Raw genomic sequence first — 13,908 nt, forward strand, 5'->3', positions numbered from 1 at the left:
AAGGGCTGTCAATGCATATGCCCTGCCCTGCCGTCGGCTTTTGCCTTGTCATTAACCACCGAGGCGTTTGAGCGCCTCCGGAGCGTCCTCGATACGGTCCACGAGCGTGATGCGCGACTCCATCGAGCGGTCCCGGGCCAGTGCCTGGAGCAGCGGCCAGGTGGGGTACTTCTCGGTCCAATGCGCCTGGTTCACCAGGACCATGGGGGTCGGCTCGCCGCGCGACTCGTAGTAGTTCGGGGTCGCGTTGTCGAAGATCTCCTGTACGGTTCCGGCCGCGCCCGGCAGGAAGACGACGCCGGCGTTCGAGCGGGCCAGCAGGCCGTCCTCGCGGGTCGCGTTGGCGAAGTACTTGGCGATGTGCGCCGCGAACGCGTTGGGCGGCTCGTGGCCGTAGAACCAGGTGGGGATGCCGACCGACGCGCCGCCGGAGGGCCACCGCTCCCGGACGTCGAAGGCGGCGCACGCCCAGTCCGCCACCGACGGGCCGAACGACGGTGCCTTGGCGAGCAGTTGCAGGGCCTCGCCGAGCATGCGGTCGTCGAACGGGGCCGCGTACGCACCGAGGTTCGCGGCCTCCATCGCGCCGGGGCCGCCGCCGGTGGCCACCGTGTAACCGGCACGCGCCAGCTCCCGGCCGAGTCGCGCCGCCCCCGCGTACTCCTCGGTGCCGCGTGCCATCGCGTGGCCGCCCATCACGCCCACCACCCGTGCGCCGACGAGGAGTTCGTCGAGCGCGTCCGAGATGGCGTCGTCGTGGACGGAGCGCAGCATCGAGGCGAATATGTCCCCGTCGGCCTTGGTCTGCTGGAACCAGGCGTACGCGCGGGCGTCCGGCGTCGCCTCGTAGCCCGCGTCGAGCGCCTCGAAGAGCTCGTCGGGGGAGTAGAGCACGCCGCGGTACGGGTCGAAGGGCAGCCCGGGCACGGGCGGGAAGACCAGGGCGCCCGCCGCCCGGACCGCGGCCGCCGCCTCGGGGTCCATGGGGCAGCCGAGGAAGACGGCTCCCGCGCTGTCCACGGACAGCAGCGTCTTCGTACGGTCCGTCAGATCGACGGCCTGGACCCGGAACCCGGAGAGCGAACTGCCGGCCGCGACGACCTCGTCGAACTCGGCGAGGGACTCGATCTCACGGTCGTCGGACGTGTGTGGTGGTGTCGGCTGCACCCGGTCATGCTAAGGGCTGTCCGTGATCCCCGGCGGGCGCACGACGACAGCTACGGCACCTCGCCGCGCTGTCGGATCGCCCGAATACGACTCGTATGAGGACGGCCCTCCGCCTTGGGATGCACCGCATCCGACGCCGCGCACTGATCCACCGGGGATTACAGGACAGCCCCCAGGGCCTGAACGGGCCGCACCCCGGGGCCGGGACGGAAATCCGTCCCCGGCCGGCCGGGGTGCGCGGGGCGTGCGGCTCAGCCCTGGACGGCCGCCGGGTCCATCCACATGACCTCCCAGGTGTGGCCGTCCGGGTCGTCGAAGGCGCGGCCGTACATGAAGCCGTGGTCCTGCGTCTCGCCGCCGGCCGAGCCGCCCGCCGCGATCGCCCCGTCGACCAGTTCGTCGACCTTCTCGCGGCTCTCGGCACTCAGACACAGCAGCACTTCGCTGGTCTTCGTCGCGTCCGCGATCTGCTTCTTCGTGAAGTCCGCGTAGCGCTGCTTGCTCAGCATCATCGCGACGATGGTGTCGCTGATCACGACACAGGCGCAGTCGTCGGTCGTGAACTGCGGGTTGATCGTGTAGCCGAGCTCCGTGAAGAACTTCTTCGAGGTGTCGACGTCGGCCACGGGCAGGTTCACGAAGATCATCTGCTGGTACATGCGAGGTCTCCCGTCGGTGATGTGGCGTTCGGAGAGGTAGACCGCGGGTCCGCGCGGAACTCATCGCCCGGCGCGGACTTTTTTCGTACGGGCTTTCACTGCACCAGGGGCAGTGCGGCCAGTTCGGCGATCACCCAGGTGAGCGGGACGAACAGGGCGAGCACCGCGGCGACCCGGAGTGCCGCGGCGCCGCGCAGCACGGTGGCGGGCGCCCCGAGCCGCAGCAGCGCGGCCGTGGTGTCCGCGCGCGCCTGCTTCGCCTCGACGGCGGCCGTCGCCAGCGTCAGCAGGGTGGACCCCGCGACCAGCAGGGCTCCGAGGGTGGTCAGCGGCCCGAACCCGGGCTGTTCGCCGGTGTACAGCGTGGCCATGGCGTAGCCGCCGCAGGCCACCGCGCACACCACGCCGAGCGGCTGCCCGATGCGCCGGGACTCCGCCTGGAGGACGCGTCCGGCGAGCAGCCGCAGCGCACCCGGCCGTACGGCCTGGAGCAGCCGGCCGCACAGATAGGTGAGCGCCGGTCCCGCCATGGCCAGGCCGAGCGCGGTGAGCACCCAGCCGACCAGCACCCCGGCCGGGCCGTCGGCGAATCCGCCGGGCAGTGTGAGTGCGGCGGCGGACGGGGAACGGCCCGCGTACGTCTCCACGGCCAGCCCCGCCGCGATCGTCGCCGCGCCCCAGGGCAGGCCGCCGGGCGTGGTCTCGACGGGCGGCAGACGGCGCGGGTCGAACTCGACGGCCGGGCGGATCTGCCGACGGCGGCGGGCGGGGGCTTGAGCGGCCTCCTGAGCGTCCGGCGCGTCGGGGAGGGAGTCCTGGGAGTCCCGCCGGTGGCCGGCCCGCGCACGGCCCCTGCGCTCGTCGTGGACCTCCGTGTCGACGTGCGCCTGGGTTCCGTCGCGCTCCGTGTCGCCGTACGCCTCCGCGGTCCAGTGGAAGTCGGGACCCGTGGCGGCCACGTCGTCGTCGGCGACGGCGTCGAGGATGTCGGAGTAGAAGTGCGCGTCCGGGACGCGGGAGGCCTCCCCGCCGGTGCGTGCCGCCGTGTCGTCGTCGGCGCCCCGGGCGGCAGGCGCGCCGGTGTGTCCGGGGGTGTCCGCACCGGCGGAGCCCGCCGTGGTGTCCGTCTCCGCCGTGGCGCGTTCCGTCCGGCCGGCGGCGCGGCTCGCGGAGCCGCCCGCCGCGATCTGTCGTGCCGTGATCCAGGTGCGGCCGTAGGAGTCCACGACGCGGCGCGGCCTGCCGCCCCGCGGGCGCAGGGCCACCGCGACCGCGGCGGACGCCGCGAGCGGCACCAGCGCCAGCAGGGTCAGTGCCGCGGGCAGCGGCAGGGAGCTGTCCGTGGCGAGGAACTCCGCCGCCGCGCCGTCCAGGGGCATGCCCGTGAGGTCGCCCCGCAGATGCAGGAACAGGAGCAGGGCGAGCAGCGAGCCGAGTGTCGTGGACAGGGCGGTGGTGGCCGCCGAGATGGCCATCAGGCGCCCCGGGCCGAGCCCGATGGCCGCGAGGCCGGGGCGCGGCCGGGTTCCGGGGTCGGTGCGGGCGACCGCGACGGCGAAGTACACGGTCGTCGCCACGGGCACCGCGCACCAGGCGAGCCGCAGCGCCGAGCCGGGCGAGCCGTCCGGGTGCGTCATCGCGTACCCCAGCGTGCACAGCAGCAGGAACCCGGTGCCCGTCGAGGCGGCGGCCACCAGCAGCCGGCGGACCTGGACGAGGGGCCGCGCGCCGCGGGCTAGACGGAGAGCGAGCACGCGGCCCGGCCTTCCGTCTCGGTGACCGGGGGCAGGTGGACGGTGTTCACGCGCCGTCCGTCGAGGAGCGAGACCGTGCGGTCGGCGAGGGCCGCGGTGTCCGCGTCGTGCGTGGCGAGGACGACCGTGATGCCGTGCGAGCGGGCGGCCGCGGTGAGCGTGCGCAGCACATGGGTGCGGTCGGCGCGGTGCAGCGAGGCGGTCGGCTCGTCGGCGAAGAGCACGGTGGGGGCGGGGACGAGGGCCCGCGCGATGGCGACGCGCTGCCGCTCGGCCTGGAGCAGGGTATGGGGGCGCTTGCGGGCGCAGGCCCCGATGTCGAGCCGTTCCAGCCACTCCAGGGCGGTGGTCTTGGCGGCCCTGCGTCCGGTTCCGCGCAGCATCAGCGGCAGCGCGGCGTTCTCCCAGGCGTTCAGCTCGGGGATCAGCACCGGGGCCGGGTCGATCCAGCCGAAGCGGTCGCGACGCAGGCGTTCGCGGCTGAGCGGGCCCATGGTGTGCACGGGCACGCTGTTGAACCAGACCTCGCCCTCCTGCGGCAGCAGCTGGCCCGACAGGCACTGGAGCAGGGTCGTCTTGCCGCTGCCGCGCGGGCCGCCGACGGCGAGGATCTCGCCCTCTCGGACACCGAGCGAGACACCGCTGAGCGCGGGCGAGCCGTTGTGATTGACGTGCAGGGCGCGTGCCCAGAGCACGTCGTTGTCCGGCGGGGCCACCATCGCGTACACCTCGGTTCAGATCTGATTTGCCAGGCCAAGTCCCCCGGACGGGGGAACGAAGGCAGGGCCGATCGGTCACTGGGCACGCTAGGGAGTCGGGGCCGGGAGGCCGGACAGCACGCGGCCCCGGGCCGCCCATTCTCACTCGAACGGGGGGCACCGGGGCCGGTGTTGATCAACCACAAGGAAGATCGGAGCTTCGCCGGGACGCCGTGGCCGCGGGGTCGCGTCCCGGGGTCACGACGCCGGGGACGCGCCTCGGGCGCACGGCCCGCGCGTGGATCAGAGCTTCGCCCACGCCTCCGTCAGCACCTGACGGATGATCCCCTCGATCTCGTCGAAGGTCGACTGGTCGGAGATCAGCGGCGGCGACAGCTGGATGACCGGGTCACCGCGGTCGTCGGCGCGGCAGTACAGGCCGTACTCGAAGAGCTTCTTGGACACGAAGCCGTAGAGCACGCGCTCCGACTCCTCGTCCGTGAAGGTCTCCTTGGTGGTCTTGTCCTTCACGAGCTCGATGCCGTAGAAGAAGCCGTTGCCGCGGACGTCGCCGACGATCGGCAGGTCGTGCAGCTTCTGGAGGGTGCTCAGGAAGGCGCTCTCGTTGTCCAGCACGTGCTGGTTGAGGCCCTCGCGCTCGAACAGGTCGAGGTTGGCGAGGCCCACAGCCGCGGAGACCGGGTGGCCGCCGAAGGTGTAGCCGTGCAGGAAGGTGTTGTCGCCCTTGTAGAACGGCTCGGCGATGCGGTCGGAGACGATGCACGCGCCGATCGGGGAGTAGCCCGAGGTCATGCCCTTGGCGCAGGTGATCATGTCCGGCACGTAGCCGAACTTGTCGCAGGCGAACGTGGTGCCGAGGCGGCCGAAGGCGCAGATGACCTCGTCCGAGACGAGCAGCACGTCGTACTGGTCGCAGATCTCCCGCACGCGCTGGAAGTAACCGGGCGGCGGCGGGAAGCAGCCGCCGGCGTTCTGCACCGGCTCCAGGAAGACGGCGGCGACCGTCTCCGGGCCCTCGAAGAGGATCTGCTGCTCGATCTGGTCGGCGGCCCAGCGGCCGAAGGCCTCCGGGTCGTCGCCGTGGATCGGGGCGCGGTAGATGTTCGTGTTGGGGACCTTGTGCGCGCCGGGTACCAGCGGCTCGAAGGGGGCCTTCAGGGCCGGCAGGCCGGTGATGGACAGGGCGCCCTGCGGGGTGCCGTGGTAGGCGACCGCACGCGAGATGACCTTGTACTTGGTGTGGTGGCCGCGCAGCTTCCAGTACTGCTTGGCGAGCTTCCACGCGGTCTCGACGGCCTCGCCGCCGCCGGTGGTGAAGAAGACCTTGTTCAGGTCGCCGGGCGCGTGGTGGGCGAGGCGCTCGGCCAGCTCCACGGCCTTGGGGTGGGCGTACGACCACACGGGGAAGAAGGCCAGCTCGGCGGCCTGCTTGGCGGCCACCTCGGCCAGCTCGTGGCGGCCGTGGCCCGCCTGGACCACGAACAGGCCCGCGAGACCGTCGAGGTACTTCTTGCCCTTGTCGTCGTAGATGTAGGTGCCCTCACCCCGGACGATGGTGGGAACGGGCGCGTTCTCGTACGAGGACATGCGGGTGAAGTGCATCCACAGGTGGTCGTACGCGGTCTTGCTGAGGTCCTTGGTGCTCACGGCTATCGGGTTCCCCACATGTAGGTCTGCTTCTTGAGCTTCAGGTAGACGAAGCTCTCGGTGGAGCGCACCGCGGGCAGGGCCCGGATGCGTTTGTTGATGACGTCCAGCAGGTGGTCGTCGTCCTCGCAGACGACTTCTACGAGGAGGTCGAACGAGCCCGCGGTCATCACCACGTACTCGACTTCCGGCATGGCGGTCAGCGCGTCGGCCACCGGGTCGAGGTCGCCCTCGACATTGATGCCCACCATCGCCTGCCGGCGGAAGCCCACGGTGAGCGGGTCCGTGACGGCGACGATCTGCATCACGCCCTGGTCGAGCAGCTTCTGGACGCGCTGGCGCACGGCCGCCTCGGACAGGCCCACGGCCTTGCCGATCGCGGCGTACGGGCGGCGTCCGTCCTGCTGCAGCTGCTCGATGATGGCGAGGGAGACGGCATCCAGCTGGGGAGTGCCGTTCCTGGACTCGCGGGAGTCCCTGGGGTCTGCGCTTCGACTGGCCACGGCCTCACTGTGCACGACGTATCGACAGTTCCGCAAGGCCGTAGCGATGAAATTCGTTGTTTTCGAGGACGTGTCTTGCGGATTTCGCAGCTCTGGCCGGACCGGGGGTGTTGAAAACGTGGATCCACGGATTAGGGTGGGCTCCTCAGGTATCTCAGGTAGTGGACACCTGGGTGTCCCAGGTAACCGGACAACTGAGTCAACGCACATCTGACAGGAGGGCCGGGCAGTGAGCACCGAGCTGCGTCGTCTGCGCAATTACATCGACGGAGAGTTCCGCGATGCCGCCGATGGGCGGACCACGGACGTGGTCAACCCCGCGACCGGTGAGGCGTACGCGACCGCGCCGCTCTCCGGACAGGCCGACGTCGACGCCGCGATGGCGGCCGCGGCCACGGCCTTCCCGGCCTGGCGCGACACGACGCCGTCCGAGCGCCAGAAGGCCCTCCTGAAGATCGCGGACGCCTTCGAGGAGCGGGCCGAGGAGCTCATCGCGGCCGAGGTCGAGAACACCGGCAAGCCGATCGGGCTGACCCGCTCCGAGGAAATCCCGCCGATGGTGGACCAGATCCGCTTCTTCGCGGGCGCCGCGCGCATGCTCGAGGGCCGCTCGGCCGGCGAGTACATGGAGGGCATGACCTCGATCGTCCGCCGCGAGCCGGTCGGCGTCTGCGCGCAGGTTGCGCCGTGGAACTACCCGATGATGATGGCCGTGTGGAAGTTCGCCCCGGCGCTGGCGGCCGGCAACACGGTCGTCCTCAAGCCGTCGGACACCACGCCCGCCTCCACCGTCCTGATCGCCGACATCATCGGCGGCATCCTCCCCAAGGGCGTCTTCAACGTCATCTGCGGCGACCGCGACACCGGCCGCGCGATGGTCGAGCACCCGACCCCGGCGATGGCGTCCATCACCGGCTCCGTGCGCGCCGGCATGTCGGTCGCCGAGTCGGCGTCCAAGGACCTCAAGCGCGTCCACCTGGAGCTCGGCGGCAAGGCCCCGGTCGTCGTCTTCGAGGACACCGACATCGCCAAGGCCGTCGAGGACATCTCCGTCGCCGGCTTCTTCAACGCCGGCCAGGACTGCACGGCCGCCACCCGCGTACTCGTCCAGGAGTCCATCCACGACGAGTTCGTCGCCGCGCTCGCGAAGGCCGCCGCCGAGACGAAGACCGGTCAGCCGGACGACGAGGACGTGCTCTTCGGCCCCCTGAACAACCCGAACCAGCTGAAGCAGGTCTCCGGCTTCATCGAGCGCCTGCCCGCGCACGCCAAGGTCGAGGCGGGCGGCCACCAGGTCGGCGAGAAGGGCTACTTCTACGCCCCGACCGTCGTCTCCGGCCTCAAGCAGGACGACGAGATCATCCAGAACGAGGTCTTCGGCCCGGTCATCACCGTCCAGTCCTTCGCGGACGAGACGCAGGCCGTCGCGTGGGCGAACGGCGTCGACTACGCCCTCGCCTCCTCCGTGTGGACCAAGGACCACGCCCGCGCGATGCGCCTGTCGAAGTCGCTCGACTTCGGCTGCGTCTGGATCAACACCCACATCCCGCTGGTCGCCGAGATGCCGCACGGCGGCTTCAAGAAGTCCGGTTACGGCAAGGACCTGTCGGCGTACGGCTTCGACGACTACACGCGCATCAAGCACGTGATGACCTCGCTCGACGGCTGACCGCCCGCCGCATCGGCCCGCGCCGCCGCCATGGCGGCCGGGTCCGGCGGCCGGGCATGTGAAGCGAACAGTGCGGCCCCGGACGGGAATCGACCGTCCGGGGCCGCACTGCCGTGCACGGTCCGCCCGCCCGGCCCGGGCCGGTGATCGACAGGGTGTCGGGTCGGCGCGCGACCGCTCGACGCAGCGTCCATTGTCGGCGCGCAGCCGTCGGCGGCATGCTGCCCGCGTGCCAGCGATTCGGAACACCTCAGCCCTGTCCCGCCGGTCCCTGCTGCGTGCCCTGGGCGGGGGCGCGGCCCTCGGCGCCCTCGCCGGCTGCGGGGTGCCCGCCGCGTACGTCGCGCCCGGCGACCGGACCGGAGCGGACCTCTCCGCCACGGACAAGCGGCTGACATGGGCGAACTGGCCGCTCTACATCGACACCGATGACGACGACACCAGCAGGCGGCCCACCCTGGACGCCTTCGAGAAGCGCACCGGCATCTCCGTCGACTACATCGAGGAGATCAACGACAACGACGAGTTCTTCGGCAAGATCAGTCCGTCGCTGATGAACCACCAGCGGACGGGCCGCGACCTGATCGTCATCAGCGACTGGATGTGCGCCCGCTTCGTCCGTCTCGGCTGGGTCCAGGAGATGGACCGGGCCGCGCAGCCCAACGTGACCAAGTACCTCGACCCGCTGCTGCGTTCGCCCGCCTTCGACCCCGGCCGCAAGTCGACGGTGCCCTGGCAGTCGGGCATCACCGGGATCGCGTACAACCACCGCAAGCTCGGTCGCGAGATCCGGCACGTCTCCGACCTGTGGGCCGACGACCTCAAGGGGCGCGTCACCCTGCTCTCCGGCCTGGACGAGGCCTTCGCGCTGCTCATGCAGGGCAACGGGGTCGACATCACCCAGTGGACCGCGGACGACTTCCACCGGGTCTGCGACCAGGTCGAGAAGCATGTGCACGGCGGTCAGATCCGGCGCTTCACCGGCAACGACTACATCAAGGACCTCTCCAGCGGCGATGTCCTGGCCTGTCAGGCCTACTCCGGCGACGTGATCCAGCTCCAGGCCGACAACCCCGACATCCGTTTCGTCGTCCCCGAGGAGGGCGCCGAGCTCTGGGCGGAGTCGCTGATGATCCCCAACCTGGCCCGTCACAAGGCCAACGCGGAGAAGCTCGTCGACTACTACTACGAGCCGGAGGTCGCCGCCGAGCTGGCCGCCTGGGTCAACTACGTGTGTCCGGTCCCCGCCGCCCAGGACGTCCTCGCCTCCTCCAAGGACAAGGACACCGCCGCCCTCGCCGAGGACCCGCTGATCTTCCCGGACGCGGCCATGCGCAAGCGGCTCGCGATCGCCCGGGACATCGAGTCCGGCGAGCGCGCCGAGTTCGCGAAGCGCTGGAACGCCATCGCCGGGCTCTAGCCACGGGGCGGGCCGCCCGTCGAGCACCGTGCGCCCTCCGAGCCGGCCGGCGCGTCCCCGCTACGCTTCGCGCCCGCCGGCGCGTCCCCTCTACTTGAGGCCGCTGAGCATGACGCCGCGGATGTAGTGCTTCTGCAGCAGCAGGAAGAGGATCAGGACCGGCAGGACGCTCAGCACGAGACCGGCCATGACGATGGGCATCGTGCGGGTCGGGTCGACGTGGTCCTGGAGGAGCTGGATGCCGACGGGCAGGGTCATCACGTCCGGGTTGGCGGTCGAGACGAGCAGCGCCCAGATGTACTCGTTCCAGGCGTCGACGAAGGTCAGCAGCCCGAGCGTCACCACGACCGGCTTGGTCTGCGGCACCACGATCCGCCACCACACGGTGAACTCGCCGGCCCCGTCGATGCGTGCGGCCTCCAGGACCTCGTCCGGGACCGAGAGCATGAACTGGCGTGTCAGGAAGATCCCGAAGCCGTTGACGAGGAACGGCATGGCCAGCGCCGCGATGCTGACGGTCAGGCCCGCACCGCCGCGGCCGAACAGGTCGTTGCCGCCCGCCAGCGGCCAGTGCACCAGGATCAGGAAGTGCGGGATGAAGAAGAGGAACGGCGGGAACATCATCGTCGACAGCACCAGGCGGAAGATGAAGTTCCGTCCGGGGAAGCGGAGTTTGGCGAGCGCGTAGCCGGCCAGGGACGACGTGAGCAGCACCGATCCGGTGATCAGCGCGGTCGCGACGACGCTGTTGCGGAAGAGCACCGGCAGATCGAGCTGGTCGACCGCGGCCCGGTAGTTGGACAGGTCGAACGCCTCGGGCAGGAAGCGGTACGGCAGCGTGCCCGCCTCGCCGGGCCCCTTGAAGGACGTCATCACCATGTCGAGGAACGGCACCACCGTGAGCACGGCGCCGGTCACCACCACCAGATACGACAGCCACGGGAAACGGCGGCGGATCATGCGTCCTCCCCCTTGCGCCGGAAGATCCACAACTGCACCAGGGTGACCACGAGAACCACCATGAACAGCACGAAGGCGGCGGCACTCGCGGCGCCCCAGTCGCCGTAACTGAAGGCCTGCCGGTACATCTCCAGCGCGGCCACGTTGGTCGCGTCCCCGGGCCCGCCCTTGGTCATCACGATGATCAGCGCGAACGACTGCAGGCCGGTGAGGAACTGGGTGATGCACACGAACAGCAGGGACGGCCGCAGCAGCGGCAGCGTGATCCGCCAGAAGACGGTGACGGGTCCGGCGCCGTCGAGCGCGGCGGCCTCGTAGTACGACTCGGGAATGGACTTCAGCCCGGCGGTCAGGACGAGGATCGCCGAGCCGAGCGACGCCCAGGCCTGGACGACCACGACCGAGGGCAGCGCGGTGTCCGGGTCCTGAAGGAACGCCACCGAGCCGAGCCCGAGGGCGTTCAGGACGCCGTTGACCAGGCCCCCGGGCTCGTACATGTACTTCCACACGTTGCCGACGGCGACGACGGTGGTGACGATCGGCAGGAAGTACAGGGTGCGCCACAGGCCCTGGAACCGGAGCTTGTCGATGCAGGTGGCCACGAGCACCGATCCGGCGAGCGCGAGCGCCACGGTGCCCAGGGCGAACAGCAGGGTGTTGGTGAGGATCGGCGCCAGGAACGTCGACCCCTGCGCGAACAGGCCGGTGAAGTTGTCCAGGCCGACCGGATCGATGCCGCCGAGCTCGAACCCGGCCCAGCGGGACATCGACAGCAGCAGCGCGAAGCCGAGCGGCAGGATCAGGAAGACGGCGAAGAACAGCAGCGTCGGCGCCAGGAAGAGATAGGCGACGGCCACCTGACGGCGCCGGGCCCGGGGCCCGGTCCGCCGACCGTCCTCGACGGGGGGCCAGGCGGACCGCACACCGCGGGCCCGCTCCGTGGTCTCGGGCGCCAGGGTGTTCACCATGAGCGCGACACCTCCTGATCGACCTGACGGCGGGTGGTGCGCAGTGCCTCGTCGACCGACTGCTGACCGGTCCACAGCGCCTCGATGTTCTTGCGGAGCAGCGACTTGGCCTGCTGCGCGCCCGGCACGTTCGGCTCCGGCACCGCGTATCCCAGCGCGTCGAGGAACGGGCGCAGGTTCGGATCGCCGCCCTTGCCGAGGAGTGTCCGCATGTCGTCGGCGCGGCCCGTCAGGGAGCCCACCGACACCTGGAGGGTGCTCATCCGGGTCGCCGTCGCGCCCTTTCCGGCGCCTTTCACGCCCACCTTCTCGGTGTTGAGCCAGCGCAGGAACTCCCAGGCCTCGCGGGGGTGTTCACTGGCCGCGTTGACCCCCAGCATGAAGCCGGTGGAGAGCGTGGCGCGCGTGTCGTCCGCCGCGGGCACGGGCAGTGGCGCGACGCCGACGTCACGGTAGCCCTCGCCCATCTGGGCCTTCAGGCTCCCGGTCCACCAGCCGGCGCTGATGACCATGGCCACCTGCCCGGACTGGAACGCCTTGTAGACGTTCACGCCGGGGGCGCTCGCCCCCTTGGTCACGAGGCGGTGCTCCAGGTCGAACACGGCCCGGCCGGCCGGCGAGTCGATGGCGGTGCTCCTGCCGTCCGCGGCGACGAACGCCCCGCCGGCGGCGTTGAGCAGGGCGAGCGTCTGGCCGACGGTGGTGGAGTCGTCGTAGGTCGACAGGCCGAACCCCTGGACCAGGGTGTTGCCGTACCCGTCCCGCTTCGCGGTGCGGTAGGCCGTCTCCTCCAGTTCCGGCCAGGTGCGCGGGGGGTGCTCGACACCGGCCTCGCGCAGCAGCCGCTTGTTGTAGTACAGGGCGTACGTCTGGACCTCGGTGGGGTAGCCGTAGACCGTGCCGCCCACCGACGAGGAGCCGACCGCGGCCCGGCCGTAGCCACGCCTGATCTCCTCGGCGTGCTCGGGCGGCGCCGGCCGCAGGACGCCGGCCCGGACGAGCTGGCCGTTCCACAGGCAGTACGGGTGCAGGATGTCGGCGCCCTGGCCCGCGGCCTGCCGGACCATGAACGTCGTCAGCAGGTCCGTGAACTCGACCGCCTTCGTCCGCACCTTGACCCGGTCGTGCAGCGCGTTCCACTCGTCGACCGGACCCCGCAGGGCTTGTGCCGACTCCCCGCTCGCGTAGTGCGAGAGCAGGGTGAGGAGGATCGGATCACCGGGCCGCCCGGTGCCCTGGTGCGGTCCGGCGCATCCGGAGACGAGCAGCGCCGAGGGGAGTGCGAGCGCGAAGTGACGCCGGCTCAGGCCACCGGTGCGGCGCGACGGCGTCATCCGGCGGCCTCCCGGCGCATCACACGGAACACCCTGGTCGTGGTGAAACCGGTCCTGCGGTACAGGTGGCCCGCGGGGGACTGCTCGCCGGTCCACAGGAACCACGCGGAGTGCGCGCGGCGCGCCCGCATCCGCTCCAGGACCAGGTGGAGCAGGACCTTGCCGAGGCCGGTGCCGCGCAGGTCCTCCAGCACGCCGAACGGGCCGAACCGCTCGTCCACCTTGTCGAAGGTGCCGTGCATCGCCCAGCCGACCAGCCGGTCCGAAGGGTCCCGGGCGACGACGATCCGGTCCAGCGGCGTGCCCGCGGCCAGGGACTCCCGGATCGTGCACGCCCAGTCCGGGCCGAAGTGGGTCCCGGCGAGCGCGAACAGGTCCACCAGGTCGTCGTCGCGCGGTGTGGCGAAGCGGTACCCGGACGCCGTCAGTTCGTCCCGGCGGCGGGCGACGTCCTCCGGGATGCGATAGCCGACCAGGCCGCGGTGCATCGCCGCAGCCTCGTACAGCGTGCGGAAGCCCAGGGATTCGAGCAGCCCGGCCGCTTCCGGGTACGCCTCGGCGTCCAGGCCGGGGAGGACGTAGTTCGGCGTGTACGAGGAGAAGTCCACCCGGGTGCGGCCGTGCCGGTGCAGCCAGTCCAGGGCGTCGGTGAGCAGGCGGCGGCCGAGGCCGCGTCCGCGGGCGGCCGGGTCGACGAAGAAGAACGGGATCCAGCCGTGGTCCGGCTCCAGATCGGTGCCGGTCATCGGCGTCAGACGGCGCACCGCGTAGGCCGCGCCCACGATCCGGCCGCCGTCGACGGCGACCCGCAGACCCTCCGGATCGAAGTTGGCGTCGAGCAGCACCAGTGAGCGGAAGCGGTCCGGGGTGATCGCGTCGGCCGGCGCGCTGCGGCGCCACGCCTCCACCAACTCCGGGCCGTCGCCCGCGCGAAAGCCACGCGTCCCGGTCCGTGAGGTCGTCGTGGATGTCGTCGTGCGGTCGGTCATCGACGGGGGTGTCCTTCCATATGCGGGTCGCGGACGGCGTCGGGCGCCGACCGCGGCCCTGCTTCGGTCCGGTGCGGGGCGCTCGGTGCCACGGCGCTCGGCACGCGGTCCGCGAGGGC

The 13,908-nt window shown here is 71.2% G+C and carries 12 protein-coding genes; 2 read left to right on the top strand and 10 right to left on the bottom strand.

Annotated elements, in window-relative coordinates:
* Positions 1 to 51: 51 nt before the first annotated feature.
* The 6 genes from ACSYGO_RS32695 to ACSYGO_RS32720 form a co-directional block, all read right to left on the bottom strand.
* Positions 52 to 1,167, bottom strand: coding sequence for an LOG family protein (locus tag ACSYGO_RS32695; protein WP_460388638.1), 1,116 nt, complete (start codon positions 1,165 to 1,167; stop codon positions 52 to 54).
* 251 nt (positions 1,168 to 1,418) lie between these two features.
* Positions 1,419 to 1,826: a VOC family protein gene (locus tag ACSYGO_RS32700; RefSeq protein ID WP_426677999.1), complete on the bottom strand. Its 408-nt coding sequence runs from the start codon at positions 1,824 to 1,826 to the stop codon at positions 1,419 to 1,421.
* A 95-nt stretch (positions 1,827 to 1,921) separates the two neighbouring features.
* Positions 1,922 to 3,580, bottom strand: a complete 1,659-nt coding sequence (locus tag ACSYGO_RS32705; protein ID WP_460388640.1) for a hypothetical protein — start codon at positions 3,578 to 3,580, stop codon at positions 1,922 to 1,924.
* Positions 3,562 to 4,299, bottom strand: a complete 738-nt coding sequence (locus ACSYGO_RS32710) for an ABC transporter ATP-binding protein (RefSeq protein ID WP_426678001.1) — start codon at positions 4,297 to 4,299, stop codon at positions 3,562 to 3,564. The genes ACSYGO_RS32705 and ACSYGO_RS32710 overlap by 19 nt, the downstream gene beginning before the upstream one ends.
* Before the next feature lie 282 nt (positions 4,300 to 4,581).
* Entirely contained in the window at positions 4,582 to 5,964 is a 1,383-nt protein-coding gene (locus ACSYGO_RS32715) for an aspartate aminotransferase family protein (RefSeq protein ID WP_426678002.1), read from the bottom strand.
* Complete coding sequence (locus ACSYGO_RS32720) at positions 5,949 to 6,464, bottom strand: Lrp/AsnC family transcriptional regulator (protein ID WP_345658590.1); 516 nt, start codon at positions 6,462 to 6,464, stop codon at positions 5,949 to 5,951. Before ACSYGO_RS32720 ends, ACSYGO_RS32715 begins: the two co-directional genes overlap by 16 nt.
* Positions 6,465 to 6,678: 214 nt before the next feature.
* Here ACSYGO_RS32720 and ACSYGO_RS32725 point away from each other — a divergent pair, with 214 nt between their 5' ends.
* The gene (locus tag ACSYGO_RS32725) at positions 6,679 to 8,118 is read left to right on the top strand and encodes a gamma-aminobutyraldehyde dehydrogenase (RefSeq protein WP_435221478.1); all 1,440 of its coding nucleotides are present in this window, start codon (positions 6,679 to 6,681) and stop codon (positions 8,116 to 8,118) included.
* Between the two features lie 229 nt (positions 8,119 to 8,347).
* Positions 8,348 to 9,538 (top strand): polyamine ABC transporter substrate-binding protein, encoded by a 1,191-nt coding sequence (locus ACSYGO_RS32730; protein ID WP_426678004.1) that lies wholly within the window; start codon positions 8,348 to 8,350, stop codon positions 9,536 to 9,538.
* A gap of 90 nt (positions 9,539 to 9,628) precedes the next feature.
* Here ACSYGO_RS32730 and ACSYGO_RS32735 read toward each other — a convergent pair whose 3' ends face one another.
* Genes ACSYGO_RS32735 through ACSYGO_RS32750 form a run of 4 tightly spaced genes read right to left on the bottom strand, consistent with a single transcriptional unit; the run spans position 9,629 to position 13,789 of the window.
* Complete coding sequence (locus ACSYGO_RS32735; protein ID WP_426678005.1) at positions 9,629 to 10,498, bottom strand: carbohydrate ABC transporter permease; 870 nt, start codon at positions 10,496 to 10,498, stop codon at positions 9,629 to 9,631.
* On the bottom strand, positions 10,495 to 11,466 hold the full coding sequence (locus ACSYGO_RS32740) for a carbohydrate ABC transporter permease (RefSeq protein WP_460388643.1): 972 nt from the start codon (positions 11,464 to 11,466) through the stop codon (positions 10,495 to 10,497). The genes ACSYGO_RS32735 and ACSYGO_RS32740 overlap by 4 nt, the downstream gene beginning before the upstream one ends.
* Entirely contained in the window at positions 11,460 to 12,800 is a 1,341-nt protein-coding gene (locus ACSYGO_RS32745) for an ABC transporter substrate-binding protein (RefSeq protein ID WP_432172442.1), read from the bottom strand. Before ACSYGO_RS32745 ends, ACSYGO_RS32740 begins: the two co-directional genes overlap by 7 nt.
* Positions 12,797 to 13,789, bottom strand: coding sequence for a GNAT family N-acetyltransferase (locus ACSYGO_RS32750; RefSeq protein WP_460388645.1), 993 nt, complete (start codon positions 13,787 to 13,789; stop codon positions 12,797 to 12,799). Before ACSYGO_RS32750 ends, ACSYGO_RS32745 begins: the two co-directional genes overlap by 4 nt.
* Between the last annotated feature and the right edge of the window lie 119 nt (positions 13,790 to 13,908).

This window comes from Streptomyces krungchingensis (assembly GCF_054729265.1).

Excerpts from the sequence above, each read along its gene's own strand:
- ACSYGO_RS32735 (WP_426678005.1), bottom strand. The coding sequence starts at position 10,498 with ATGATCCGCCGCCGTTTCCCGTGGCTGTCGTATCTGGTGGTGGTGACC.
- ACSYGO_RS32710 (WP_426678001.1), bottom strand. The coding sequence starts at position 4,299 with ATGGTGGCCCCGCCGGACAACGACGTGCTCTGGGCACGCGCCCTGCAC.
- ACSYGO_RS32700 (WP_426677999.1), bottom strand. The coding sequence starts at position 1,826 with ATGTACCAGCAGATGATCTTCGTGAACCTGCCCGTGGCCGACGTCGAC.
- ACSYGO_RS32745 (WP_432172442.1), bottom strand. The coding sequence starts at position 12,800 with ATGACGCCGTCGCGCCGCACCGGTGGCCTGAGCCGGCGTCACTTCGCG.
- ACSYGO_RS32740 (WP_460388643.1), bottom strand. The coding sequence starts at position 11,466 with ATGGTGAACACCCTGGCGCCCGAGACCACGGAGCGGGCCCGCGGTGTG.
- ACSYGO_RS32750 (WP_460388645.1), bottom strand. The coding sequence starts at position 13,789 with ATGACCGACCGCACGACGACATCCACGACGACCTCACGGACCGGGACG.